We start from the raw sequence: 24,444 nt of genomic DNA, 5'->3' as shown, positions 1-24,444 counted from the left end.
GGAACATTTTATTTTTGTTGACAAGCAACAAAAATAATTGTATGCTTTCTTCAACATAAATAATTAATTGGAGGAGTTCAATATGACTAAGTTACTTGTTGTTAAGGCTCACCCACACGTTGAACCAAGCCTTTCACTTAGCATCGGAAATGCCTTTGTTACGGCCTACCAAGAAAGTCATCCAGATGATAAAATTGTCGTTCGTGACCTATATGACAGCACCGTTCCCGCGCTTAACGACACCACAATGAGCGCTTGGAAACACGAGAAGGCTGGTCAGGAGTTAACCGCAAAAGAAACCGCCCTTCTTACCCGCCATAACAAGTGGTTCAACGAATTTATGGCCGCTGATAAGTACGTTTTTATCAACCCAATGTACAATCTCTTTTTACCTGCCGAATTAAAGCAATACATTGATGTAATGGCCGTCCCCCATAAAACATTTAAGTACACAGCCCACGGCCCTGTTGGCTTGATTGGGGACCGCAAAGTAATTCATATTCAAGCGGCCGGTAGTGTATATCACGGTCCAGAAGCAAATTCCATGATGACTAAACTGGACTTTGGAGATGCGTACCTGCGGGGAATTTTCATGCTTTTTGGCGTAAAGGATTTCCAGAGCATCTTTGTCGAGGGGGCTGACCAAGATCCAACCAAGCGGGAAGCAATCATCACGGCAGCAAAGGAACAGGCAATTCAGCTCGCCCGGAAATTTTAACCATGACAACTCAAATTGAACGATTATCGCTACTAATTGCACAACTCCGGCATACTCCGCATGGCGCGCAATCTGCCGCTAAAAAATGGATGCAAGCCCACGTGACGGACGACTCCCTTAAAGAACTTATTCCCCAAATTTCGGTCGTGGCCTACCATTTATTGGATGCCCTGCTCCACCACGGGGAAATGCCCGGGAGTACCATTGCAACTGAGTTAGGAGTGACCCGCGGAGCCGTCACCCGCGCAGCCCGCACACTCAAACAACTTGCGCTAATTACGAGTACCAAACATCCTGATAACCAAAAGAATATTTACTACCAGTTAACAGCATCCGGAAAGCAGCTTGCTATGCTACATAATACGATGCGTGAAGAGCTTTACCAACAGTTAGCAAACCACATTCAGGCAACGTATTCCCCGGATCAAATTGAACTAATTATCCGTTTTTTGACTGATATTAAGGATAGTTCCCTTTAATCCTAAGACGTGTTCTCAAAAAACGAGCGCGGTGGAGCCAGCTAGCCGCACGAAGCACAAAACGTTAATTCGAAGGGGTTACGGTTTTCCAATCAGTCCGGTTATTTTGTATTCAAAAACAACACGGAGGATGTGACATAAGTCACATCCTCCCATTATTATCTTTGGTTGTCTTTCACTTACTTGCTTATTAGTGTGCCTGCAACCGCAATAATATTCCTAAAACCATCCGCGCGTTTTCCTGGAGCCGAGCAAGTGGCAGCGTTCCGCCCGCCAGTGCACCCGCGATACTATCGTAGTCATCCGGTGTCCCAGGCATAATGACATTCGTTCCGGCGGCCACACACGCCGCAGCGTTAGTAGTCGGGTATTGATGGGTTTGCCCATCACTCAGCGTGCTAAACCAATCGGTCATCACCATGCCATCAAAGTTCCATTCATCCCGTAAAACGGTGGTTACTAGCTTAGATGATGCGGCCACGTGCTGGCCGTTAACAAGATTATAGGCCGTCATTACCGCTACGGGTTTCCCCGCTTTAATGGCAACCTCAAAGCCACGTAAATAAATTTCCCGGAGAGTCCGCTCACTCATATTGCTACTCGAATACATCCGGTTAGTTTCCTGGTTATTTGCCACGAAGTGCTTGAGGGTTACCCCACATCCTGGATGATCCTGCACTCCCGCAGTAATCCCGGCCGCAACTAATCCACTTAATAACGGATCCTCCGAGTAATACTCGAAATTACGACCATCAAGCGGTGACCGTTGAATATTAAGGGCGGGCGCGAGCCATAAGTGCACCCCAAGGCGGGTCATTTCATCCCCAACAATATCGCCGTACTTCCGCGCAATTGCCGGGTTCCACGTTTGCGCTACCGCCGTTCCAACCGGTAAAGCCGTTGTCCACTGGTAATACCGCTTTCCCCGGATAACCGGGTGACGCCGATAATCACCGCCAAACGATGGGGTCAGCGCCTGGGCGTTTCCGTTACTATCAAGCGTATACACCGTGCTGAGCCGTAATCCGGCCGGACCGTCCGCCATCACAAGCGACGGCACCCCACTGCCGCGAAGCTGACGGGTTGTTTGCCCAGCAGCCCCCGCAACCATTGTCGCTGCGTTTCCTACAAAATCCGTCCCGGTTACTGAATCACCATAATTACCCACTGCTAATTGACATAGTTGGTCTGGTGACAATCCCGCAATAAAATCATCAAGGGAGTGGTTCCCCACCACTACGTCCTCCCAAAACGACTGGGGCGCTGCAGGAAGCTCTTGGAGGGGATTAACCGGTGTAACCGCCTTAGTCCTAAAATCTTCAGCCCGCAGGTAGTACTTGGGAAGCCAAAGGTCCGTGTGGCGCATATCATACTCGAATGTCTGGTCGGTAACGGCTCTTTGGTGCGTACTAATAGGATGTAACTGCTCGAGAACCACCATCCGATCTAAGTAAATTCGGGCAACCGGGTTGGCTGCCGCCGAACTACCCACGGCTAAAACGTACGGGCCGTTCACCAGCACCTTAGCTGCGCGGGCACTATCGTACATTGCAAACCGTTCAATTGGAAGAAACAGTGTCACAACGGTCACTTCTCCTGGCGCTAGCTCCGGGGTCTTCATGAACCCAACCAGGTCTTCGGCGGCCATCTTATACTCCGTTTCCGGCTTAGTGACGTATGCCTGAATAACCTCTTTTCCGGGATAAATACCAATATTTTTGACAGTTGCCTCAACGGTGATTCCAGCAGGAGCAACATCCGTCACCCGAGCGTTAATTTCAAAGTCAGTGTAACTTTTCCCATAGCCAAACTGGTAGGCCGCTTCTTCCGGATGAGCCGCAAAGTACCGGTACCCAACGTTGATTCCTTCGGTATAATCCGTATTATCCGGTGCACCAAAATGCTTAACCGGATAGTTTTCTAACGGTGCCCACGTCATTGTAAGTTTCCCAGACGGATAACTCTTTCCCAAAAGAACGTCCACCAACGCTGTTCCCGTCGCCATTCCTAGCTGACTAGCAAGCAGAATTGTATGCACGTAGCCTTGAATCGGGGTTAAATCAACGAGCCCCCCAACGTTTAATACCAACACAAACCGGCGGCTCTGCCCACTCAGTGTAATAATGTCCCGTACTTCTTCCGCGGTCAGTTGGATATCCCCCGCAATGTTTTGGCGGTCGTTTGCCTCCCCCGAGTTCCGGGTTAAAACATATACGGTTAAGTCCGCTTCTTCCGGACAATCCAGTGGAATATCATAATCTTGCGGGGTAGGCATTAACCGCAACATCACTCCTAAATCGTGCGGAGCTTTCTTTAACGCTGCTTGTTTTTCCGTTCGGAAGGCTGCCTGGCGTTTCCGGTAAACACGGTCGTACCGATCCAACCATTTTTTCGTCAGAACCGCTAATCCCGCCTGCTCGCATGCCTCCTCAACATTCAGAAAATGCCGGACGTTTACGTCGCCCGAACCAACCCCGCCCTTAACGGGATGACGAATCCCCGCACCATACAGGGCAATCTTCTTCATAAACTTAACTGGAAGCGTCCCATCGTGCTCTAACAACACCATACTTTCAGGAGCTGCCTGACGAATCACCGCCGCATGCTCCCGCTCATAGTCCTGCTCAGCTGTGGTTTCGTACCGTTTCATCCTTATTCCCCCGCATTACTCATAATTATACCCAAAGTAAATCCTAAACAGTTTGTATCCTAAGGTTTCCATATGGACAAAAGACATGTTGGTGGTAAAAAGCATAAGCGTCTTATGGTGACGATAGTCGCAATAAAATGTACAGTCATACCCGTTATTCGCACCGTCCGCGTGAATCAAACCAGGATGATTGTACACCCCATCGAAATACCACGGTCCACCCTTGATGGCAACTTTCTTAGTAATCATCTTTAGTGACACCAACTTGTTATGCGTTAATGCCTGGATAAACTGCCAGTAACCCTGGGGAGTACAGTACAACTCACCCGCTCCCGGAGCGCCCGCCATAGTTCGTTGTAACCGATTAAAGTTTGCCACCTGGTCAAACCTGTTTAGTCCCGTTGTCGAAATAGGGACCGTCGTAACCCGGTGTACGTGGTTGTAAAACGCAAACTGGCTAGAAGATAGCCCCGCTCGTTCCAAAACATTTCGCGTCAAATACTGCTGGTATGACGTTTTACTGACCTGACTTATGATACCCGAAAGCAACCCATACTCGGCATTTGAATAGTGCCAGTAATGGTGCCCGGTGGAGCGTAAATTCCGGAGGGTAAACGCCAACTGCTGGTTCTGAGTCGGTAACACCGCTGCCGGAGCGGGTAAGCAGTCACGAATCCCAGAACTATGGGTGATTAATTGCTGCACCGTAATTTGATGGGCGTACCGAACATGGGGATAATAACGGCTTAACCGGTCATTAAGGGTCAATTTATTTTGCCGGATAAGCTGCGCCAAAGACACCCCCGTCATCACCTTCTGTAAGGAGGCAATCGGGAAAAGACGATCAGCCGTGGCCGCATTCCGGCCCGTTGTGGTTTGAATAATTTTGGGAGCTTGCCCGTGACCATTAACAATTACAATCGCCTGCGCATGGTTCTGCTTAAGAGTGTGGCGGATTGCATGCGCCTGCTTAGTGGTAGTTGCCTGAATCCCCGTGCTACTCGTCACAATTAGCCCAACCGCTAGTAACCCGCTTATTAAGCGTAATCCCCAGTGTCGCCGTATGTGCTGCATTTCATCACCCCGCTACTTTTGATTCGTCCAATGGTACATGGGAATTGCTGGTTTGGCACGCTTACCCTGCTTCTTTGCCGGCTTCTTTGCCGCTTGATGGGCCCGCCGTTCAGCACGCTCCCGCTCAACGGCAGCCGGCGTTGTTAGGTTGCGTTTTTCCCATGCAATCAAAATACGGTCAATGTATTTCAGGTTATATACCTGACTTAAGACCGCCTCTTTAAGCGCAAGCTCCACCATTGCTGGTGAGTAGTGGTCGTTTGTTAACCACCCATCAATCATTTCCCCCTCAATCGGTGAAAGGGGGCGGCCAAATTCCTTTTCAATCATTGCAAATAAATCCGCCTTGGTTTGAGTGTGAGCAGTTTTTTGCGCGGCTTGTTCCTGATGAGTAAGCAACACACCTAACTTTGCGTACAAGGGCGCCATGTCGTATCGCTGCTGACTACGTCCATCCGCCGCCGGAGCTTCGTCAACCCGAAGAAGCTTTTTTTGAAGAAGTTGGTGCATCAGTTCGTATACCTGGGAAGCCGGCTTGCCCATAATCGTTGCAATCGCATCAATCGACGGAAAATCGTCGCCCTCCTGGTGATAACTTAATAATTGTAAAATCAAAACCAACTCCTCTTCCGTTAACCCCACCTTATGGTAGTGTCGCAAAAGGAGGTTGGAAACACTCATCGTCCCAGCCTGCATGTATTTGACAAAGTTCTGCGTCATCTCACGCCTCCTGAACGGAACGGGGAGGTCGTGACCGCTGTCGCAACCTCCCTCATTCCAATTAATCACGTTCTTAATTCAGTTTACGGGTAAATCCGGTTGAGCATCCGCGGGAACGGAATTGATTCCCGAATATGACTTTCACCGGTAATCCACGTAATCATCCGCTCTAACCCGAGCCCAAATCCAGAATGCGGGACACTTCCATACCGCCGCAAGTCAAGGTACCACTGATAATCATCCATGTTCAACCCCGCCTGCTTAATCTGGTCTTCCAAGTAATGAACATCCGTTGCCCGTTCAGACCCGCCAATAATTTCACCATAACCTTCCGGCGCCAGTAAGTCCGCACAAATAACCACGTCATCCCGGGTCGGATGCGGCTTCATGTAAAACGGCTTAATGGTCTTCGGGTAATTCAACACAAAGACCGGCTTATTAAAGTGCTCTGCCAGGTAGGTTTCTTCTGGTGAACCAAAGTCCACCCCCCACTCTAGACCATCAAACTGGCCGGATTCTTGCAATAACTTAATTGCATCATCGTAAGTCACCCGCGGATACGGTAATTCCGTATACCGCTGCAAAACGTCCTTATCCCGCCCAAGAATGGTTAACGGGTAGTCACAATGGTTAAGCACGCTCTGGACCAGAAAAGCAATGTAACGTTCCTGTAACTCCAGGCTTTCTTCCTGGTGCATGAATGCCATCTCTGGTTCAACCATCCAAAATTCAATTAAATGCCGCCGGGTCTTAGATTTTTCTGCCCGGAAAACAGGACCAAAGGTGAAAACCTTACCGTAGGCCATTGCTCCCGCTTCAGCGTACAACTGGCCGGACTGGGACAAGTAGGCATCACGCCCAAAGTATTCCGTGTGGAATAAATCAGTCGTCCCTTCCGGCGCACTCCCTGTTAGGATTGGTGAATCCAACTTTATAAAGCCTTCCTTGTTGAAGAACTCGTACGTTGCCCGGATAATCTCATTCCGAATTTTCATGATGGCAAACTGTTTCTGAGACCGCAACCACAGGTGACGATGATCCATCAAAAAGTCAGTCCCGTGGTCTTTAGGAGTAATCGGGTAGTCCTCACTTTCACCAATAACCTCAATATCATCCACCGCAATTTCGTAACCAAAGTGAGACCGCTCATCAGCATGAACCGTCCCCGTCACGTACAGACTTGTTTCCTGCTTTAAGCTTTTTGCTAGTGCAAACACTTCAGGTGAAACGTTATTCTTCAGCACAACCCCCTGAAAGTATGCTGAACCATCCCGCAGTTGCAGGAAGGCAATCTTTCCGCTCGACCGCTTATTAGTTAGCCATGCCCCAATTCGAACCTGTTCATCAACGTGGTCCTTGGCATCAATAATACTAATTGTTTGCACGTAAATTCCTCCATTCGCTGGTTGCCGGTTTTTTAACCGCAATCATTTTACTTGTTCTTTAAATTATAACGTAGTCCAGCCGCCTTGTCAGTAGCTAAAGGCCCTTGTTTTGTTGAATAATCTTTCCCGTCTTAAAGCTTAACAAGACATAACATTGTTCGCTTTGCTGGTTAAGGTAGGCCACTTCCCACGCCGGTTTGCCCGCATGCATCCCCAACGTTGTTGCTTGAACTTTCCGCACGTTGTCATTATTACGGGCAACCTGCACAGCTTGCTGGGCCGAAATTCCCGCATACTGGGAATAAACGTTCACGCTTGCCCCATTCTTCGGGATAATAACGTACACGTTCTGTCCCTTATTGTTCTGGCCAGCAACGGTAAAATACGTCTGATCCCGGTTATACCAGTAAAAATGACTCACCTTATCAACGTGAGCGTACTTTTCCGCCATCCGGGTGGCCTCATGCCGCGCCTGAAAATACGGGAACTGCGCTTTAATAAGTAATCCAATCCCGGTTAAACAAACCGCAATGGTCAATACAACCACCCCGGTGATCAGTCGCCGCCAAATAATGTGGTTCTTCCGTGTTAGGTTTCGTTTCATTTTCGTCGTTCCAATCGTTCAAATTCCCCCTGATTATAGCACGCCGGCTAAACGCCCACCAACCTCATTTTGCCGGGTGCTGGGCGTAAAATACAGCCAACTGGTTAGTTAACTGCTTCACCGAACACGTTTTAACGGGCAGCGAATCCGGCCACGCCTTCACGAAAGTTTTGCCATATCGCTGCGTAACAATCCGGCTGTCTAGTACGACCATGGCACCAATATCATCCGGCGTGCGAATTAACCGCCCTAACCCCTGGTTCATTCGTTGCACGGCCCGCGGCAGGGATAGCGTGACAAACGGGTTATGGTGTTTTGCCTGTTCCCGGGCATACCTGACCTGATTTAGTAGGGTTGTTGGTGATTCAAACGGAAGCTGGGCAATAACCAGTAGCTCAAGCTGATCCTTAGGCAAATCAACGCCCTCCCAAAACGTTCCGGTTCCTAATAGGATTGCCCCTTCGTTTTTTGCCAAAACAAAACGCTTTTTTAGTTTGGCGACGGTTCCCGTGACCCCCTGTGCCATTACTGGTCGTTCGCTAGTAATGCCAACAACACCAAGCTGAGCGTATACTGCCTCAATCACAGCCAATGAGTTAAAGAGGATCAGGGTTTGCCGGTGTTCTTGCCGTAAGATCGGCGCAAGGCCCGCCACCAACTGCTTGGCATACTCTCCCCGCCCAATTTCCCGCACAGAGGGCATGTCCCTAACCAGAAACGCGGCCGCTTGCTTTGAATAATCAAACGGGGCCTTATAGTGATAAAACGTTGCCGCCCCCGACAAATCATACGTTTTCTTGGTTTGCTCCCGGTTTCGGAGGGTCAGGTTTGCTCCCACTAAGAGGACTTGCTGGAAAAAGCGGTACACCTGCTGGTTCAGGTAATCCGTTGTCGCCGCAATCCCCACAACAAGGCGTAAGTGAGCGTTGGGATTATCGGCAGCCCGCTGGAGCGATACCATGGCGGTCGCCTGAAGGTCTTCTAAGTATGTGAGGTCAAATACCCGCCACGGGAGCAACGTCGTAATCAAGGCGTCCCCCGTTTCAAAAAACGTGGTTAAAAACTGCTGTTCTTCTGGCGTAAACTGGTGTTGCTGGTCAGTCCCGGCTAACCGGTGGCGCAACCGGGTTAAGCTCGTATGTACCCGCACCGCCGCCTTGGTGATCTTACTAATTGGACCGAGGTGGCCCTTCACAAACCCGGTAAAACGTCCAAAATTTAGGGTCATCGCTGGCAGTTGTGTTCCGTCATCTCGCAGGGTAAAGTTGGCAAGTAAGGCCGTCCGAATTTCTGGAACCTGGTGATCAATTACTCTTAGATCCGCCCGCAAAGCCACGTATTCAGCCCGACTAATTCCGCTTTTTCCAATAAGATCACGTAGTGCTAATGACTCATGCGATTCCATCAGGGTCAGGATAGTATCTGCTGCAATCTTAATCGCATCAAAATCCAATTGCACCGCTGGTTGATCCAATACCGTATCAGGAAGGTGCTGGGCTTCATCTACAATTAAGCAGCGATTCATCGCAGCAAATTCTGCTGCGTGTTGAACGAGGTATGCATGGTTGGTGATGATTACCGGAACATGGCGTTGTTCTTCAGCCTGACGAACCAAGAAATCTTCATCATAGAACGGGTCATCTGCTGATAAACTGTCAATTCCGTGATGCCGGATCTGGGCAAATAACGGGTCTTGTTGCTGCGTTAAGTGCAGCTCATCTAAGTCCCCGGTCGTCGTTTCACTCAACCACACTAAAATTTTCATCTGGAGGAGCTGGCTGTGCTCAGAAACCGGTCGCTGCAACGTCCGCGCAAACCGAGCAATATCAATGTAGTGGTTATTCCCCTTCAGTAACATTACGGGCACGGGTTGCGCAGTCAACCGGGTCACCACCGGAAGAGCTTCCTGAAGCAGTTGCCCCTGCAAGGTTGTCGTGGCAGTACTGATCACAAACTTAGCCCCGGTACTGGCAGCATAGGCCACTGGCAACAAATATCCCAGTGTCTTCCCGACCCCAGTAGGCGCTTCAAAGAGCGCCGTTGTTTTCTGCGTTAACGTTCGAAAAACATCGTTCATCATCCGCGCTTGCTCGCGGCGATAATCAAGTTCTCCCTTAAACAACCGTTCCTTCTTCCGTTTTGTTTGGGGATATTCCAGTGCCGTTAATGCGACTGGCTCCGCATGCCGCCGCAGAATCAAGCCCCCCACCGCCTTTTGGTTTCGGTGGGGTTTAGTCCCCACATGTTGCTGATAATGGGCAGCAGCGGTAAAACACCGCCCGGTTTCGTATAGGAGGCACCGACTCAACGACGCCAGCCGCTGCACAACCCCCCGGTCAAGGGAACGCAACCGTCGCTGAAGTTTAATGAATAACCGGGCCGTTACGGCCGCATCGCTATCAGCTTGGTGGGGATGCCGGTGCAAAATTCCAAGCGCGCGGGTTAAATCGCTTAATCGGTACGAGGGTTGTGTTGGATACAGGATTTGTGCTAATTGAACCGTGTCAATTCCCGGTAACGTGAGGGGCGGATACCCTACCCGTTCAAACTCCTGACTCAAAAAACGGTAGTCAAACTGGATATTGTGGGCCACAAAAGTCGTTTCCGCCAATAATTCGTAAATTGTTCCCGCAACGTCATCAAATAACGGTGCGTTGTCCAGATCCCGCTGCTTTAGGTGCGTCAACCGTAGTACCTCTTGATCAACCCGCCGTTCGGGATTAACTAGTGTAGTAAACGAACCCGCCAATCGGTTCCCCTTCACAAAGGTGCAGCTAAACTGAATAATCCGGTGGTGCCCGTTAAGCTTTGTCCCCGTTGTTTCTAAGTCCACGACCGCGTACGTTGTCATTCCAGCCACTTCCAGTTAAAAGTTCATCTTAGGTCCGATAATTATTCCGGTGATGATTATACCATGCTCGTTCACGATTCAGGAAACGAAGGAAAATGTTGTCGTTCCCCGACGGCTCGGGTATAATTTACCTGTGTGTCGCTAGTTGCGACCAACCAGGAACGTTTAATGAAAGGAAGGAGTACCGTTGACACCACAAACGGGCACAAGTAACGCAAAGATTATCCTTGCGGGTGAACACGCAGTTGTATACGGAGAGCCAGCTATCGCTCTTCCTTTAACAACCGTTCAGGCCCAGGCCACCTTCCGGCCCCAAGCGGGCCAAGCAACCATTCATAGTTCATACTATGACGGACCAGTTGTGACGATGCCCCCAACGATGAATGGGGTTCACGCCCTGCTGAACCAGTTAATGGCGGATGTAAATTACCGAAAAGGGTATGATCTCACCATTAACAGTGCCCTGCCCGCTGAACGGGGAATGGGTTCGTCCGCTGCCGTTGCGGTGGCCATTATCCGGGCAGCCTTTCGGTTCTTTAACCGCCCCCTTAACCACCAGCAACTCCTTACCTGGGCTGCGGTAGCTGAGAAAATTACCCACAAGAATCCGAGCGGCTTGGATGCGGCAACCACTGCCAGTACCAATCCGGTCTGGCTAATCCGGGGACACGAACCGCACCCGCTTTCCATTAACGTCAACGCTGCACTCCTTATCTGTGATAGTGGCATTAAGGGAAAGACCAGTGCTGCCATCATGCGAGTGAAGGAACACCTTACCAGTGATCCTCGTCCAACCCGCCAACACCTCCATACAATTGGCACCATTGTCCGGGAGATGAAGGACGCCCTTGCGGCAAACGCCGTACCGGAGCTGGGACGATTGATGAACGCAAATCAAACCGAACTACGCGCTCTGGGGGTCAGCAGCCCTCAACTTGATAAGCTGATTACCCTTGCCCGCCAAAACGGGGCCCTGGGAAGTAAACTAACCGGTGGCGGGTGCGGTGGTTGCTTTATTAACCTCGTTCCGGATACCAAAACAGCACGGCGCCTCGCAACGTTACTTTCAGCGCATGGCGTCACTGCCACATGGATTGAGCCCCTTACCCTCGTACCAAAGGAGAATGAAGAATGAAAACGCCCCGGGTAACTGCACGGGCACACACAAATATCGCCCTCGTAAAGTATTGGGGGAAACGAGACGAAAACCTCATCATCCCGATGAATAGTTCGCTGTCCCTCACCCTCGATGAATTTTATACGGAAACAACCGTCCAGTTTGACTCTCAGCGCCAAACGGATCAATTAATTCTTGATGGGGTTGCCCAACCAACAACACGGGTAACCCCCTTCCTTAACGTTATCCGAAACCGGGCTGATCTAGTGGCGGGAGCAACGGTAATTTCAACAAACCACGTGCCTACCGCAGCGGGATTAGCATCATCCGCCTCCGCTTACGCAGCCCTCGCAGCCGCTGCAAGTCGGGCAGCCGGGTTAACTTTAAACCGTCAAGCCCTTTCGCGATTAGCACGCCGAGGATCCGGATCCGCTACCCGGTCAATCTTTGGGGGCTTTACCGAATGGCAGGCGGGGATTGACGATACCACATCATATGCTGTTCCGCTTGACGAACACCCCACCTGGCCCATTCGGATGATCACCGTAGTAGTGAGCCGGGCTGAGAAAAAAATTGGTTCTCGGGTAGGCATGCAAACCGTGGTCAACACGTCCCCGTTTTACCAGGAATGGGTGAAAAAAGCACAGGCAGACCTAGCCGCTATTAAACCCGCCATTGCTGCGCACAATATTCAGCAAACCGGAATGATTGCTGAAAGTAATGCCATGGCAATGCACGCCCTGAACCTAACAGCCACGCCTCATTTTACATACTTCACAGCGGGTAGTCTAACAGCCATGCGCTGCGTAGAGGAACTGCGGGCCACCGGAATTCCGTGTTACTACACGATGGACGCCGGTCCAAACGTGAAGGTTCTGTGTGAGGAACAACATGTTCCTTCTGTTTTAACGAAACTACAACATTGCTTTAACGCTAATGATCTCCTTGTCGCCCATCCGGGACCAGGAGTGCAAATTATTAGCGAGGACTAACGTTGGGAGGAGGAAAAGCCCATGATTACGGCAACTGCGCCGGGAAAACTTTATATTGCCGGTGAATATGCGGTGGTAACGCCCGGTTACCCCGCTATTTTGGTGGCCGTTGACCGGACCGTAACCGTCACGCTGACCCCCACACAAACAACTACTGGAACCATTACTTCCGACCAAAATAAAAATGCGTACGTTACTTGGCAAACTACCCCCGTCAAAACGATTATCACAACCCCGACTTCTCACCCGTTTCCGTACGTTACTGCTGCTCTCGAGGTTGTGCTCCGGCTTGCACGGGAACAAGGAAAGAAAATTCGGCCAGCAAACCTTCACGTCACAAGTTCCCTGGACGATGCCGCGGGAAAAAAATACGGCCTTGGATCATCCGCGGCTGTTACCGTGGCAACCGTTAAAGCGGCGGCGCGCTATTACCACCTCGCCCTTACCCGAACCACAACGTTTAAGTTAGCAGCCGTGGCTGCCTACCGGGTTCAGGGAAACGGATCGCTCGGAGACGTCGCCGCTAGTACTTACGGCGGCTGGCTTGCCTACCAGTCATGTGACCGGGAGTGGCTAATGAAAACAGCCAACCACGTTTCAATCAGCCAGTTAATCACAATGAAGTGGCCACACCTTAAAATCACCTCCCTGACACCCCCTCCTGCTCTTCAGCTCCTCGTTGGGTGGACGGGGACCCCAGCGTCGACCGCTAACTTTGTTACCCAAATGGACCACTACCGGGTTAAAAATGCGTACCGGCAATTCTTGACTGCAAGTCGGCAATGCGTGACCACCATGATTCGAGCTTTTCAGGCAGGAAATTTACCAGCAATCCAGCAACAGCTAGCGGTGAATCGCACCCTGTTAACTGAGTTAGCAGCGGCCAGTGGCATTAACATTGAAACCCCCGCTCTTACCCAGTTAGTCGAAATTGCCCACCGGTTCGGGGCACAGGCAAAGTCATCGGGGGCGGGCGGCGGCGATTGTGGAATTGCCATTGCTGACCGACAAGCCCCGGATACCCCCCAGATCACTGCAGCATGGCAAACAGCTGGCATCACCCCGCTTACGCTACACGTTTACGCCGAGGAGGAACACCAATGAACCAGCAAGAACACCGCAAAAACGAACACGTTAGCCTTGCTACCAAGCAATTTCAGGAGGAGACGGCAACCGCAACCAGACTTGCGGAGGTCCGCTTAGTCCCTCATACTATGCCAGAGATCAACCTGGACGCCGTTGATTTAACCACAACCATTGCGGGGCAAAAAACAACCGCCCCATTCTTCATTAACGCGATGACCGGGGGCACACCAGAAACCGGTAAGCTGAACCAACAACTCGCCACCGCTGCTAAGGAAACAGGGATTGCCATGGCAACCGGATCAGAAAGCGTTGCCCTGCGGAGTGCAGCTGCCCAGCCGGCGTTTACCATTGTGCGTCAGGTTAATCCAGCTGGGGTGGTCCTCGGAAACGTCAGTGCGACAACTTCCCCAAACGCTGCACAAAAGGCCGTAGACCTCATTAATGCTAATGCCCTGGAAGTCCACGTAAACGCCGCCCAAGAACTTACCATGCCGGAAGGCGAAACGGCCTTCCACTGGCAAGAAAACATTGTAGCCATTACCCAGCGGGTGACCGTCCCCGTTATCATCAAGGAAGTTGGGCAAGGCGTTGATCCCCGGACGCTGCATACCCTAAGCACGCTTCCGGTTGCGGGCGTTGATTTAGGCGGCCGTGGTGGAACTAACTTCATTACCATTGAAAACGAGCGGCGGCCCCATCAGGACATGGCCTACCTGAAAGAATGGGGATTAACCACCGCAGAAAATCTCTTAATCGCTAAGAAAATAGCCTCCAACCTGACTATTACCGCTACGGGAGGAATTCATACTCCCCTCGACGTCGCCAAATGTTTAGCACTCGGCGCGGATAACGTTGGAATTGCCGGTTTCTTCCTCCACATTCTCATCAAACACGATCTCACTACTTTAGTTCAAACCATCGAGTGGTTTAAGGACCAGCTCAAACGGATTATGGTCCTGTGCGGGTGCAAAACAATCGCAGAACTTCAGCGAGCACCGTATTTGCTGAGCCCCGCACTCCAACAAACGGCGGAGCAATTATTAACAATTAAGTAAGCAAAAAGGTTAGAACCGTTGTTCTAACCTTTTTAATACCTTTTAATTTCAAACGGAACTTACCAAACTAAAAAACAGGACAACGTTCTGCCGCTCTCCTGTTTACTTCAATTCTATTTATCCACCGTAAACCGTAACGCTTTCGGGAAGAAGTTCTTCACCGTCCGGCCAACCACCTTACCAAAGGCGAATGGCTTTCCCGCACACGTTAGCAGCGTCCAACCGGTGGGGTGCTCTTCATCTAACGACAACACCTGACCACTAACGTATGCTGCCCACTGAGCCTCAGACACCGCAAGCACGTGCGCCACTTCCTCCGGACGAAGCGCCAGAGCTAACGCGTAGCTTGGCTCAAAACGCTTCTTCTTAAAGGTTCCCAACAGCAAGCCCGGCCGCTGGTACGTTAGCCCATTAAGGGCCGGCCACTCGTGTCGGTATAAGTATAAGTACGTTCCGGAAACGTACAGGTCGGCGGGAGCCACAATAAATCCCGGAAGCGTCTCCTGCTGAAATGCCGTCCATAATTGTAATTGCTCCTTATTTAGCCGACCAGAAACCTTCAGGCTTTTCTTTTTTCTCGGGTGCCAGGACCGGCCGCCAACCGAAACAGCTGGGCGGGGATCCTGGAGTTTAGCTACAAACTGACCCTCACCCGCAAAGTGGTGGGTCATCATCCGCACGGTTCCAGCCAATGCTGCCTCTTCATCCGCAAAGTCCGGGCGTCCCGCATCCATTCCCGGATAACGCTTCAGCGGCATAACCATGAGCCCGTATTCGCGCAGCAGCCACGCAACCACCTGCTCATCCTCTTCCGGTGCGTAGGTACACGTTGAATACACGAGTTGGCCACCCGGTCGCAGAAGCGCCATTGCTGAGCGCAAAATTTCGTGCTGACGCCGAGCACACTCCGCCGGATAGCCTGTGTGCCAGTACTTTACCGCTGTAGGATCCTTCCGGAACATTCCTTCTCCGGAACACGGCGCATCAACAACCACCTTATCAAAGTAACCCGCTAATTCTGTAGCCAGGTGGTCTGGACGTTCATTTAGCACCAACACGTTCCGGGCACCGGTTCGTTCCACGTTTTCTGCCAAAACACGTGCCCGCTTGGTGTTAATTTCATTACTAACCAATACTCCCTGATTGGCCATCATTCCGGCCAACTGGGTTGTTTTCCCGCCCGGAGCAGCACATAAATCCAACACGCGCTCCCCAGGTTGCGGATTCGTCACTGCCGCCACGTACATTGCACTTGGGTCCTGACTATAGACATAGCCAGCCTGATGCATCAGGGTGTGTCCGTGTACCCGCCCTTCATACCCATCAACAACGTGGGAAAGCGGATGCGTTAATGCTACCGCCACATCCTGATAGTGGGGTTTTAGCGGATTTAACCGAAACCCCTTCACTGGCGGAGTATCAAAACTCGCAAAAAGGGCTTCCGCTTCATCTTCCCCGAGTAGTTGGCGATATTTTTCCTTAAAAGCAACTGGTAAGTCCATTCCATTCCTCCACTACATCCGCTGCCGGTCCAGCACAAGCGCACCAAGGGACCGGAAAAAAACCAGGTTAATGCAGTACACCAGTCCAATGAAAATCAGAATACCAGTGTAGGTAGTAAACGTATAGCTCATTGTTCCGGTTAACGTTCCAACCAGCGTCCCAATTCCTGAAACCAAGGCAAACCGATTAGTCTCATGGAACAATAACCGGGGACGACTTTCCTTAAGGGCTGCCTTCAGCGCAAGCATCCGTTGTTCCGACCGGAAAATCCGCACAAAGGTTGCCCCAAAGTACGCCACTAATACCATAATCAATCCTAGTAGCTGAGCCCAATGTTGCCCAACCCACGTCGGGCCAGCAACCGTTAACCGCTTAGAAACAATTGTCTTAATCTTTGTCGCGTGGAGGGCTGTTTTTAAATTACGCGGATTCAATTTCTTACGGCCGTCCAGAATAATCCGGTAATTCCCCGCCTTCATCTTACCAACCGCCCGCTGAGACTCAGAAATAAAAATTTGGTTATCCAGCCGGGAACGGTACTTATCCCCCATTACTCCGATTACCGGCATGTACTGCCCGTTGATGAACAAATACGACTGATCTTTGGGGGTATACAGCTTTTTTGCCACGTTTTTACCAACAACCGCTACGCTCACCTCCGACTGCATATCACTCGGAGAAAAGAACTGCCCGGAAACCATCGGTGGGACAGCATAACGTCCCTTCCCGTAGAAGTACGTGACGTTTTTATGCTGTTTATCTTGACAGTGGACCTGCACGCTCTTAATTGCATCATCATTATCTAACCACTTGTTAAACTGTTTCACAGTTGTTTGCGGCGCTACCGTCACCTCGTAAGCATCCTGCGAGAGGTTATGGTTGTTCAACCGAATAATCAAATCCCGTTCCTGAATTTTATAAAAACAAAAAACTGCCAGGAAAGCAAAAACAGCAAAATACACAATTGAAAGAAAGTTCTTTTTAAACACGTTTGTTTCCCCCGCCTACTTTGTTAGGGACGTCGCTACTTGCTTGGCAATTATTACCGTTGCCGCATACGGAACTTCATGCCCCGCATCCGGCGTTGTGTTCACAGAAACATTCCTCCCGGCCGGGGTTTGTTGTACCTGCTTGATAAAGTCAAGCGTTGGTTGGGGCGGGACGGTCTCATCAGCTAACCCGTGCCAGAAATGAACGTGCCGCCCGGCTAATCTTTCCGGGTGGTGGGATAAATCCATTTTTTCAAGCGCTTGTACCTGAGCATTCACATACTCCTGCGAAACCTGGTTCATTCCAGGAACGTGCGTAAGTAGATAATGCAAGAAATCTACCGCACACGGCGTTCCCATGAAACACCCGGCTGTTGTAATCCAATCATAGGTTGCCAGTAGCGCACAGGTTGTAATTCCCCCCATCGACAGGCCACTCACCGCAATCTGATTATCCTGGATAAGTCTTGCATTCCGGTAAAAAGCAACCACCTGAGGAAACTCCTTTACGGACTGCATGATAATTTGCCAAAACTCCGCCTCGTGGGCAAGAGGACCCTTTTCATCGGTTCGTTCTCCGTGGTAGAGGGCGTCAGGCATTACCACCCGCACCCCCTGCCGGGCAAATTCATACCCCTGCGTCAGGTTATTTTCTTTCCGTCCGGTCCACCCATGGTAAAACACCACCAATGGACGGGCGCTATCCTGGTATTCCGTCCCAGCAAGTTCTAAAACCGGAATCTCCCCGATCCGGCGTCGCTTGATTTCAATCATGGCCGTCGCTTCCTTCGTCATTATTGTTAAGCGTATTCTTATTATAACATTTTCCAGTTTTATCCAGCGAAATGAATGGTTAATCAAAAACACCACCGTAGATTCTTCCGCGATGATATTTTCAATTATGCAACCATTATCTAATAAATCGTCACCTCAGAAGATGTCATGTTAGCTTCTGTTAACTGAACCGCTTTAATAGCAAAGTTATTTTCAGTATTGTAGTAGTACGTCTTCGTTGCTTGAGAATAGCACCCGGTATAAACCGTGTATTCATCCTTACCGTCCTGGTTAGTTACGGATCCCCGTACCATAGCAACGTTCTTTAAAATGTTAAAGAACTTTGCTACATTAGCTTTTTCACCAGAAACTAGCGGATAGTTGGCGTTCAGGTAGGCCACCTTTACGAACCGAGAAGCCGGTAAGCTGTCTCCTGGCAACCCGTAACTACCAGTCCCCACACCCCACGAAGCGATGGCCTGCTTACTCCACGTGCCATCCGCCGCATCATTTGGCGTTAGTCCTGCATAGTTCATCAGGTTCTTGACGTGCCACTCAAAGTCCGGGCTGTTGGTTAACACCCCAACCTGGTTGTCATAAACCCGTAGTCCCTTATCCGCGGACATTTCTACCGTAATGGCGGCCTGAGCGTCGCTAATTAACCAGTGTAGTGGCGCAACCGGCATCTGGGGGGTAAATGGTTTATTTACCAAGTTTACGTTCCTTAATGCATCCTTGACCGCGGCTACTGAATCAAACTCATCGCATACCCACAATATGAGTTCGTACGGCGTCAAGTTAAGCTCTCCGGTCACCGGCACGTCACTAAAGTGGGCAAATTTCGGAAAGTTTAACCCGGCAATGCACAATCCATCTTCGTTGCAAGCATCAAAGTACATGGGGTACTTTCCGGTCATAATCCCCATTCCAATAATAGCCCGCTGGGACTTCCGGTCATCCCGGAACTTGTATGGTAAGACGTAATTCCGAGGAGTTACCAGTACCCTTTCACCGTATGACGATTCTACGTCCAGGTTCCGGCCGTAAAACAAATTCCCCTGATCATCAGTAAACCGTAATCCAGTACACATAGTAATTCCTCCTTTAACGGAAAAGCCGCGTTGATCTTCCTCCGTAACCCTTCCAATTACCCTATTTCCTTGACTATCTTTGCGTCTCCTTTTGCAGCACTTTAATTCGGATAACCACACCGATTAACAGGATAAAGCCAATTACAAAGAAAACTGACATCACAACACCACATCATCTTAAAATTAATGCTGGCCCTGGTTTGGTTGTCCCGAAGAGCAGTGCCGATAGCTAACCAGATAGCATACACCAACCCAAGGCCTAAACATAACCCCTTGTTTCTTCTTCCAAAAGCAGAGCCTAACCATTGCAGACGAGGCCAAACATGCCTGAAGACGACCCGATCACGAAAAATGGCGCCAACGTCAAGTAAACCGCCTCAACGGCGTACGGTACAAATAATGGCTAAATATTCTGTGCACCCCTATATAGCACGGCTCGGATGAACATACAAAAGAACCCCATGAAATACTTAAAACCATTGCTGACTGAGTTTGCTCTAAGGTCGTCGCCATAATCATCACTCTCTTATTATAGGTGATTACAAGGCCTTTTCAATCCAGCGTCAGCGTACAATGCTGCTCTCCGTCTACGCAAAATAATCGTTTACTCCCAACAACCTTACGATTACCATAACTATCCGTATAACCTTGTAACTATTCTGATGTTTCTTCCCTTTTTCTGTTTACCAGAAAGTTTGGCAAATTCAGCTTGAGCCACACCCCGATTAACGCTAAACTGAAAACGGTTAAGCATAATGAAGGAGTTTATGATGGTTGCTTTAAATTTTATGATTATTATTCTAATTACGTTCACCGCCGCACTTGTTCAATGTACGAGTGGGTTTGGCTTTGGCATGGTTTTTATGGCGGTGATTCCCGCCATCGGCTTGATTGATTATAAGGAATGCGCCGTAATTTCCATTATTGCTAGCATGGTATTGCAATTTTTCGCAATTATTCGGCTATGGCACCATATTAATTGGAAAAAGGTCCTCCTCCCAGCCATTCCCGCATTCATCTGTGGTGCGATTGGTGTCCATATTATGGTTGGCCTTTCCCAACGGGCAATTAACTTAATCCTCGGAATCTTTCTGTGGACCCTGGCAGCATACATGATTTTCGTTGCTCCACGCATCATCCTCCCCCGCAATGCCGCAACGGGATTGACAGCTGGGGCAGTAAGCGGAATTATGGGCGGGCTTTTCGCAATCAGCGGTGCCCCAATTGCCGCTTACTATGACGCCGTTATTGATGAACCACTTGAATATCAAGGCACAATTCAAACCTTCTTTTTTATTACGTCCATTAACCTGATCGTTAATGACCTTTTCAACGGAAACCTCACGATTGCAATGGGTACTCCCACCATCATCGCCATTATCGCGTGCCTTTTAGGAACATGGGTAGGACTAAGAATCATGCAACGTCTTTCCATGACCGGAGTGCGGCGGATCACCTACTGTGTCATGTTAGTCGCCGGATTATACTACCTTATGAAAAGCTGCCTTTAATAATTTGCTTTAATAAAACCCGGACATTCTTCACTTTTATAATGCGGGGAACGTTTTTTTATTGCTATTATGCACGCATTGTTCGTATATAACGAACATTTAACTTGCATCAATCACTAATTGGTTTTATAATCATAGCCGAACAAATGATATGGAGGTTTCATTATTTATGGATAATAACACGAACAGTTCTGCCACTTGGCGAACAATCGACCGGATATTCCATCTTGCTGATAACAAAACAACGGTAAAACGGGAAGTTCTTGCCGGAATCACAACGTTCGTCTCAATGGCATACATTCTCTTCGTTAATCCGAGTATTCTCGGTCAGGCGGGCATGAATAAGGGGGCCGTGTTTACCGCAACCGCCCTTTCTGCCATTATCGGGTGTCTCTTAATGGGGGTGCTTGCAAATTACCCGATTGCCATTGCTCCAGGATTAGGTGACAATGCCTTCTTCACTTTCTCGGTTGTCTTAGCAATGGGAATCTCGTGGCAAAAAGCCATGGCTGGAGTATTCGTTGCATCAATCATTTTCGTGGTTCTCTCCCTCATGAAAATCCGGGAATTCGTAATTGATGCCATTCCACGGGACCTTAAGCTAGCAATGGCCGCCGGGATTGGAATTTTCATCGCATTTATCGGGCTGCAAGAAGGCGGCCTGGTCGGAGCTGATAAGTCCAATCTCGTCAGTCTTGGATCACTAACCCACCCAGCTGTGTGGTTAACAATCTTTGGCATTTTCATAATTGGAATTCTAATGGCACGTAAAGTACCGGGATCAATCTTTATCGGAATGGTTCTCACCACTATCGTAGGCCTTTTTACTGGATTAATTAAGGCCCCGCACCACTTCATTTCAATGGCACCAAGCCTAAAGCCAACCTTTGGCGTGGGGGTAACCCACATCGGTGCACTGATTACCGACCCGCAACTATGGGCCGTAGTTATTGTCTTCTTGCTGGTGGCCTTCTTTGATACTGCCGGCACATTAATTGGTCTTGCCCAACAAGCCGGCATTATGAAAGGTGACAAGATGCCGCGGATGAACCGGGCTTTGATCTCTGATTCCGTTTCAATGCTGGCCGGCTCAATCATGGGAACAACCCCAACGTCTGCCTACGTTGAATCTTCTGCTGGAATTGCTGTTGGAGGAAAAACCGGGTTAACGACCGTCGTTGTTGCCGTCCTCTTCGTTATCAGTATGTTATTCTCCCCACTTCTAACCATGATCACAGATAACGTGACGGCTCCTGCCCTTATCATTGTCGGAGTTCTCATGGCATCATCCTTGCGGGAAATCAACTGGGATAAGTTTGAAGTGGCCTTTCCGTCCTTCCTGACGTTAATCGGAATTCCGTTGACCTACAACATCTCATACGGGATTGCCTTCGGGTTCTTAACATACCCAATCATGATGACGGCCGCTGGAAAGATAAAGCAGGTTCGGCCAATCGTTTGGATCCTGATGGTTACGTTTATCGTGCTCTTAACCATCATGAACGTGCTTCCACACTAACGAATTAACTTAGAATTTAACAGAGGCTGTGGCAAGAAAGCCACAGCCTCTTTGCTTTTTCAAGCCCAAAATAAATAACCGTGGTGAAAGGTGGTAATTCCGAATCGCTTATTCGCAATCCATTGGCGTGACCGTTTTCCACCGTGGTTATCCTTTCTATTGCCATATCCGCTATTTTTATTCCCGAATTAATTGTTGCCGCCGGGCAATCATAACCAAGGCCACTAAAAGCCCAAGAATTAACACCGCCACGGAAATAAAGAGGACCGCGTAGTTCCCATGGTCAACCAGGGCCCCACCGTACAATGGCCCTACGGAACGGCCAACCGCCATTGCAATGCTAGGCAATCCCTGGTATTTCCCCCGTTGGCTTGCAGGGGTCAACTGGTCAATCCATGCCGGCACCGCCGGAAGACTAAGCATGTCGCCAACCGTTGCAATAATAAACGCAAAGAGAATCATCCAGAAGTTATGGGCGCCCACAAGAATTAAAAATGATATCCCGAAGAGAAATACCCCACTCTCAATTTGGTGATCAATCCGGATCCGGGAACCCAACACATTTACGAGTGGCTGGCAACAAATAATCATTAATCCGTTAAAGGTCCATAAAAAACTGTAAAACACAAAGGGAATACCCAAGTGCGCCATATGAGCAGGCATAATACTTTCCCACAACGCATACCCGAGGTATACACTAGCCAGGCATGCGCAGGCCGTCAATACAACAAACCGGTTACGGTTTTGTTGCGGTTCTAATGATCTCGCTTCCTTTTGATGCTGGAAACGATGCTGGCATTGTAAAATAACCGGCCCCCGAAAGGCTACAATACATACCATTAAAAGTAAGATATACGCTCCAGTTGCCACCGCAAACACAAGCGGCGCACTAATGGGTAATAACACCCCAACAAGGAGGGTGCCCAAAACAATCCCCAGGTTAACCGCAATATACAGGGTGTTAAACGCCGTCCTAGCCCCCTGTCGTGCGGTTGCCGCTGTATAGGCGTTCACCACCGTCGCAATAATTCCATCGGCAAACGCATTAATAATTAGTAAGACCGCAAACCACGGCCACGAATGATTCCAAATCAAAACTGCCGTTGACAGCACCGCTAAACTAGCCGCCCCAATCAAGGTCGGATACGGTTTCCAGTGATCAAACAGCCGGCCGCCCAACAAATTACCGGCCGCCATCGTAATTGAAACGAATAACAGAACAATTCCCGCCACCGTAAGCGATTGGTGAAGGTATTCATTGATGTAAATTGCAATTAACGGCCACAAAAAAGCTGCTCCGAGTTGGTCAAGCAGCGTTGCAATGAAAACAGCACGAAATGATAACTGATGGTGATCGTGATCCTGATCTGATGAATCCATTTTTAATCCCCCTAAAACTAATACGTTCTAACACTTTTATTGATCATAACCACGGTCGTGGTTAATTCGTGCTAGGAGTTCTTGATCATGCGTGTGAACCCGGCCCTCAAAAAGTTGTTCCCGGTAAAGGTCAGCGTACGGAACCGTACATTCCTCAGCCCGCTGTGCTTCAGCCTCGTGGTCATAGTCAACCCGCCGAAAATCAGTTGCTGGCCGGCCCTGCTCGTCAATCGTTAAGATGACGTACTGTGCGCGTAAGTCTTGCTGTAACCGGGGCCATGCATCAAATGGTTCTCCCACTGCCCCGGGATTGATTACGAGTTGTTCGTGGTTTGTATACCGAAGAGTAGCATGATGAACATGTGCGTACACCGCCACGTCAGCCTGATCACCAGGAACAAGCTCATCAAAATTATCCTGGGGAGCGGTGGGATACAGCTTCTGTCCAAAATTATGGTATGGCAGGTTATGACTAATATTAACGGTTAATCCGTTAACGTTGCGGGTGGTTGCCAAGGGCCAGTTAGCAATAGTTTCCAACACTTCCGGTGTTAAACGAGCAGCTGTATAGTGGGCGAGAACACTAAAAAAACGACGGCTCGGTTTATCGATAACAAGTTGATCGCGGGCTCCGTTAACCAATAAATCGTCCCAATTTCCCCGCACCATTACCGTCGGATGCATAGCCATCAGCTGCGCCCACATTTCCTGGGAACCGGGTCCGGGCATAAACAAGTCCCCCACAAACCAGTACTCATCGACTTGTTGTGCTTGACTGTCTGCATACATTGCCTGAAAGGCTCCGACGTTACCGTGAACATCGGAAAACACCGCAATTTTTGTCATTGCGCCCGTCCCCCTTAAAAATTCGTTGCTCCTATTATAGCAGATTTCCCGCATTTATCGGCTAATTGCCCTTCCCGTCGGCAAAGCAAAAAATGGGAGA

Annotated in this window: 20 protein-coding genes; 8 read left to right on the top strand and 12 right to left on the bottom strand. The window is 49.6% G+C overall.

Annotated features, from left to right (window positions below; all coding sequences use genetic code 11):
* Positions 1 to 82 precede the first annotated feature (82 nt).
* Together ACI3EZ_RS00220 and ACI3EZ_RS00215 are read left to right on the top strand one after the other, a co-directional pair.
* Positions 83 to 718, top strand: coding sequence for an FMN-dependent NADH-azoreductase (locus ACI3EZ_RS00220; RefSeq protein WP_405025138.1), 636 nt, complete (start codon positions 83 to 85; stop codon positions 716 to 718).
* A gap of 2 nt (positions 719 to 720) precedes the next feature.
* The gene (locus ACI3EZ_RS00215) at positions 721 to 1,197 is read left to right on the top strand and encodes a MarR family winged helix-turn-helix transcriptional regulator (RefSeq protein ID WP_405025137.1); all 477 of its coding nucleotides are present in this window, start codon (positions 721 to 723) and stop codon (positions 1,195 to 1,197) included.
* A 190-nt stretch (positions 1,198 to 1,387) separates the two neighbouring features.
* Here the strand turns inward: ACI3EZ_RS00215 and ACI3EZ_RS00210 are convergent, their stop codons facing one another.
* The 6 genes from ACI3EZ_RS00210 to ACI3EZ_RS00185 form a co-directional block, all read right to left on the bottom strand.
* The gene (locus tag ACI3EZ_RS00210) at positions 1,388 to 3,847 is read right to left on the bottom strand and encodes a glycoside hydrolase family 3 protein (RefSeq protein WP_405025136.1); all 2,460 of its coding nucleotides are present in this window, start codon (positions 3,845 to 3,847) and stop codon (positions 1,388 to 1,390) included.
* A 15-nt stretch (positions 3,848 to 3,862) separates the two neighbouring features.
* Entirely contained in the window at positions 3,863 to 4,921 is a 1,059-nt protein-coding gene (locus tag ACI3EZ_RS00205; protein WP_405025135.1) for a serine hydrolase domain-containing protein, read from the bottom strand.
* A 12-nt stretch (positions 4,922 to 4,933) separates the two neighbouring features.
* Positions 4,934 to 5,641, bottom strand: a complete 708-nt coding sequence (locus tag ACI3EZ_RS00200) for a DnaD domain protein (RefSeq protein ID WP_405024081.1) — start codon at positions 5,639 to 5,641, stop codon at positions 4,934 to 4,936.
* Positions 5,642 to 5,724: 83 nt separating this feature from the next.
* A complete protein-coding gene (gene asnS, locus ACI3EZ_RS00195; protein WP_405024082.1) occupies positions 5,725 to 7,026 on the bottom strand; it encodes an asparagine--tRNA ligase in 1,302 nt (433 codons plus the stop codon).
* A 94-nt stretch (positions 7,027 to 7,120) separates the two neighbouring features.
* Positions 7,121 to 7,630, bottom strand: a complete 510-nt coding sequence (locus tag ACI3EZ_RS00190) for a DUF5590 domain-containing protein (protein ID WP_405025134.1) — start codon at positions 7,628 to 7,630, stop codon at positions 7,121 to 7,123.
* 64 nt (positions 7,631 to 7,694) lie between these two features.
* Entirely contained in the window at positions 7,695 to 10,481 is a 2,787-nt protein-coding gene (locus ACI3EZ_RS00185; protein ID WP_405025133.1) for a helicase C-terminal domain-containing protein, read from the bottom strand.
* A gap of 187 nt (positions 10,482 to 10,668) precedes the next feature.
* Here ACI3EZ_RS00185 and mvk point away from each other — a divergent pair, with 187 nt between their 5' ends.
* From mvk to fni, 4 genes are read left to right on the top strand one after another with little or no spacing between them, the layout of a single operon-like run.
* Complete coding sequence (mvk, locus tag ACI3EZ_RS00180; protein WP_405024085.1) at positions 10,669 to 11,616, top strand: mevalonate kinase; 948 nt, start codon at positions 10,669 to 10,671, stop codon at positions 11,614 to 11,616.
* Positions 11,613 to 12,590: a diphosphomevalonate decarboxylase gene (gene mvaD, locus ACI3EZ_RS00175; RefSeq protein ID WP_405024086.1), complete on the top strand. Its 978-nt coding sequence runs from the start codon at positions 11,613 to 11,615 to the stop codon at positions 12,588 to 12,590. The genes mvk and mvaD overlap by 4 nt, the downstream gene beginning before the upstream one ends.
* 21 nt (positions 12,591 to 12,611) lie before the next feature.
* Positions 12,612 to 13,694, top strand: a complete 1,083-nt coding sequence (locus ACI3EZ_RS00170) for a phosphomevalonate kinase (protein ID WP_405024087.1) — start codon at positions 12,612 to 12,614, stop codon at positions 13,692 to 13,694.
* Positions 13,691 to 14,731 (top strand): type 2 isopentenyl-diphosphate Delta-isomerase, encoded by a 1,041-nt coding sequence (fni, locus tag ACI3EZ_RS00165; protein WP_405025132.1) that lies wholly within the window; start codon positions 13,691 to 13,693, stop codon positions 14,729 to 14,731. The genes ACI3EZ_RS00170 and fni overlap by 4 nt, the downstream gene beginning before the upstream one ends.
* Before the next feature lie 113 nt (positions 14,732 to 14,844).
* Here fni and ACI3EZ_RS00160 read toward each other — a convergent pair whose 3' ends face one another.
* The 4 genes from ACI3EZ_RS00160 to bsh all read right to left on the bottom strand — a co-directional run bounded on the left by ACI3EZ_RS00160 (position 14,845) and on the right by bsh (position 19,088).
* Positions 14,845 to 16,233 (bottom strand): RsmB/NOP family class I SAM-dependent RNA methyltransferase, encoded by a 1,389-nt coding sequence (locus ACI3EZ_RS00160; protein ID WP_405025131.1) that lies wholly within the window; start codon positions 16,231 to 16,233, stop codon positions 14,845 to 14,847.
* A 12-nt stretch (positions 16,234 to 16,245) separates the two neighbouring features.
* A complete protein-coding gene (locus ACI3EZ_RS00155) occupies positions 16,246 to 17,223 on the bottom strand; it encodes an ABC transporter permease (protein WP_405025130.1) in 978 nt (325 codons plus the stop codon).
* A 15-nt stretch (positions 17,224 to 17,238) separates the two neighbouring features.
* Positions 17,239 to 17,997 (bottom strand): alpha/beta fold hydrolase, encoded by a 759-nt coding sequence (locus ACI3EZ_RS00150; RefSeq protein WP_405025129.1) that lies wholly within the window; start codon positions 17,995 to 17,997, stop codon positions 17,239 to 17,241.
* A 140-nt stretch (positions 17,998 to 18,137) separates the two neighbouring features.
* Positions 18,138 to 19,088 (bottom strand): choloylglycine hydrolase, encoded by a 951-nt coding sequence (gene bsh / locus ACI3EZ_RS00145; protein WP_405024092.1) that lies wholly within the window; start codon positions 19,086 to 19,088, stop codon positions 18,138 to 18,140.
* Between the two features lie 767 nt (positions 19,089 to 19,855).
* Here bsh and ACI3EZ_RS00140 point away from each other — a divergent pair.
* Both ACI3EZ_RS00140 and ACI3EZ_RS00135 read left to right on the top strand, forming a co-directional pair.
* A complete protein-coding gene (locus ACI3EZ_RS00140; RefSeq protein WP_405025128.1) occupies positions 19,856 to 20,599 on the top strand; it encodes a sulfite exporter TauE/SafE family protein in 744 nt (247 codons plus the stop codon).
* Between the two features lie 169 nt (positions 20,600 to 20,768).
* Positions 20,769 to 22,118, top strand: coding sequence for an NCS2 family permease (locus ACI3EZ_RS00135; RefSeq protein ID WP_405025127.1), 1,350 nt, complete (start codon positions 20,769 to 20,771; stop codon positions 22,116 to 22,118).
* Positions 22,119 to 22,295: 177 nt separating this feature from the next.
* Here the strand turns inward: ACI3EZ_RS00135 and ACI3EZ_RS00130 are convergent, their stop codons facing one another.
* Positions 22,296 to 23,498 (bottom strand): MFS transporter, encoded by a 1,203-nt coding sequence (locus ACI3EZ_RS00130; RefSeq protein ID WP_405025126.1) that lies wholly within the window; start codon positions 23,496 to 23,498, stop codon positions 22,296 to 22,298.
* A gap of 36 nt (positions 23,499 to 23,534) precedes the next feature.
* Positions 23,535 to 24,344, bottom strand: coding sequence for a metallophosphoesterase family protein (locus tag ACI3EZ_RS00125; protein ID WP_405025125.1), 810 nt, complete (start codon positions 24,342 to 24,344; stop codon positions 23,535 to 23,537).
* Positions 24,345 to 24,444: the final 100 nt, after the last annotated feature.

Source organism: Ligilactobacillus sp. LYQ60, from assembly GCF_045033015.1.
Taxonomy (GTDB): domain Bacteria; phylum Bacillota; class Bacilli; order Lactobacillales; family Lactobacillaceae; genus Ligilactobacillus.
Note: the sequence above shows the minus strand (reverse complement) of the source record. Positions and strands in the feature narration are given on the sequence as shown.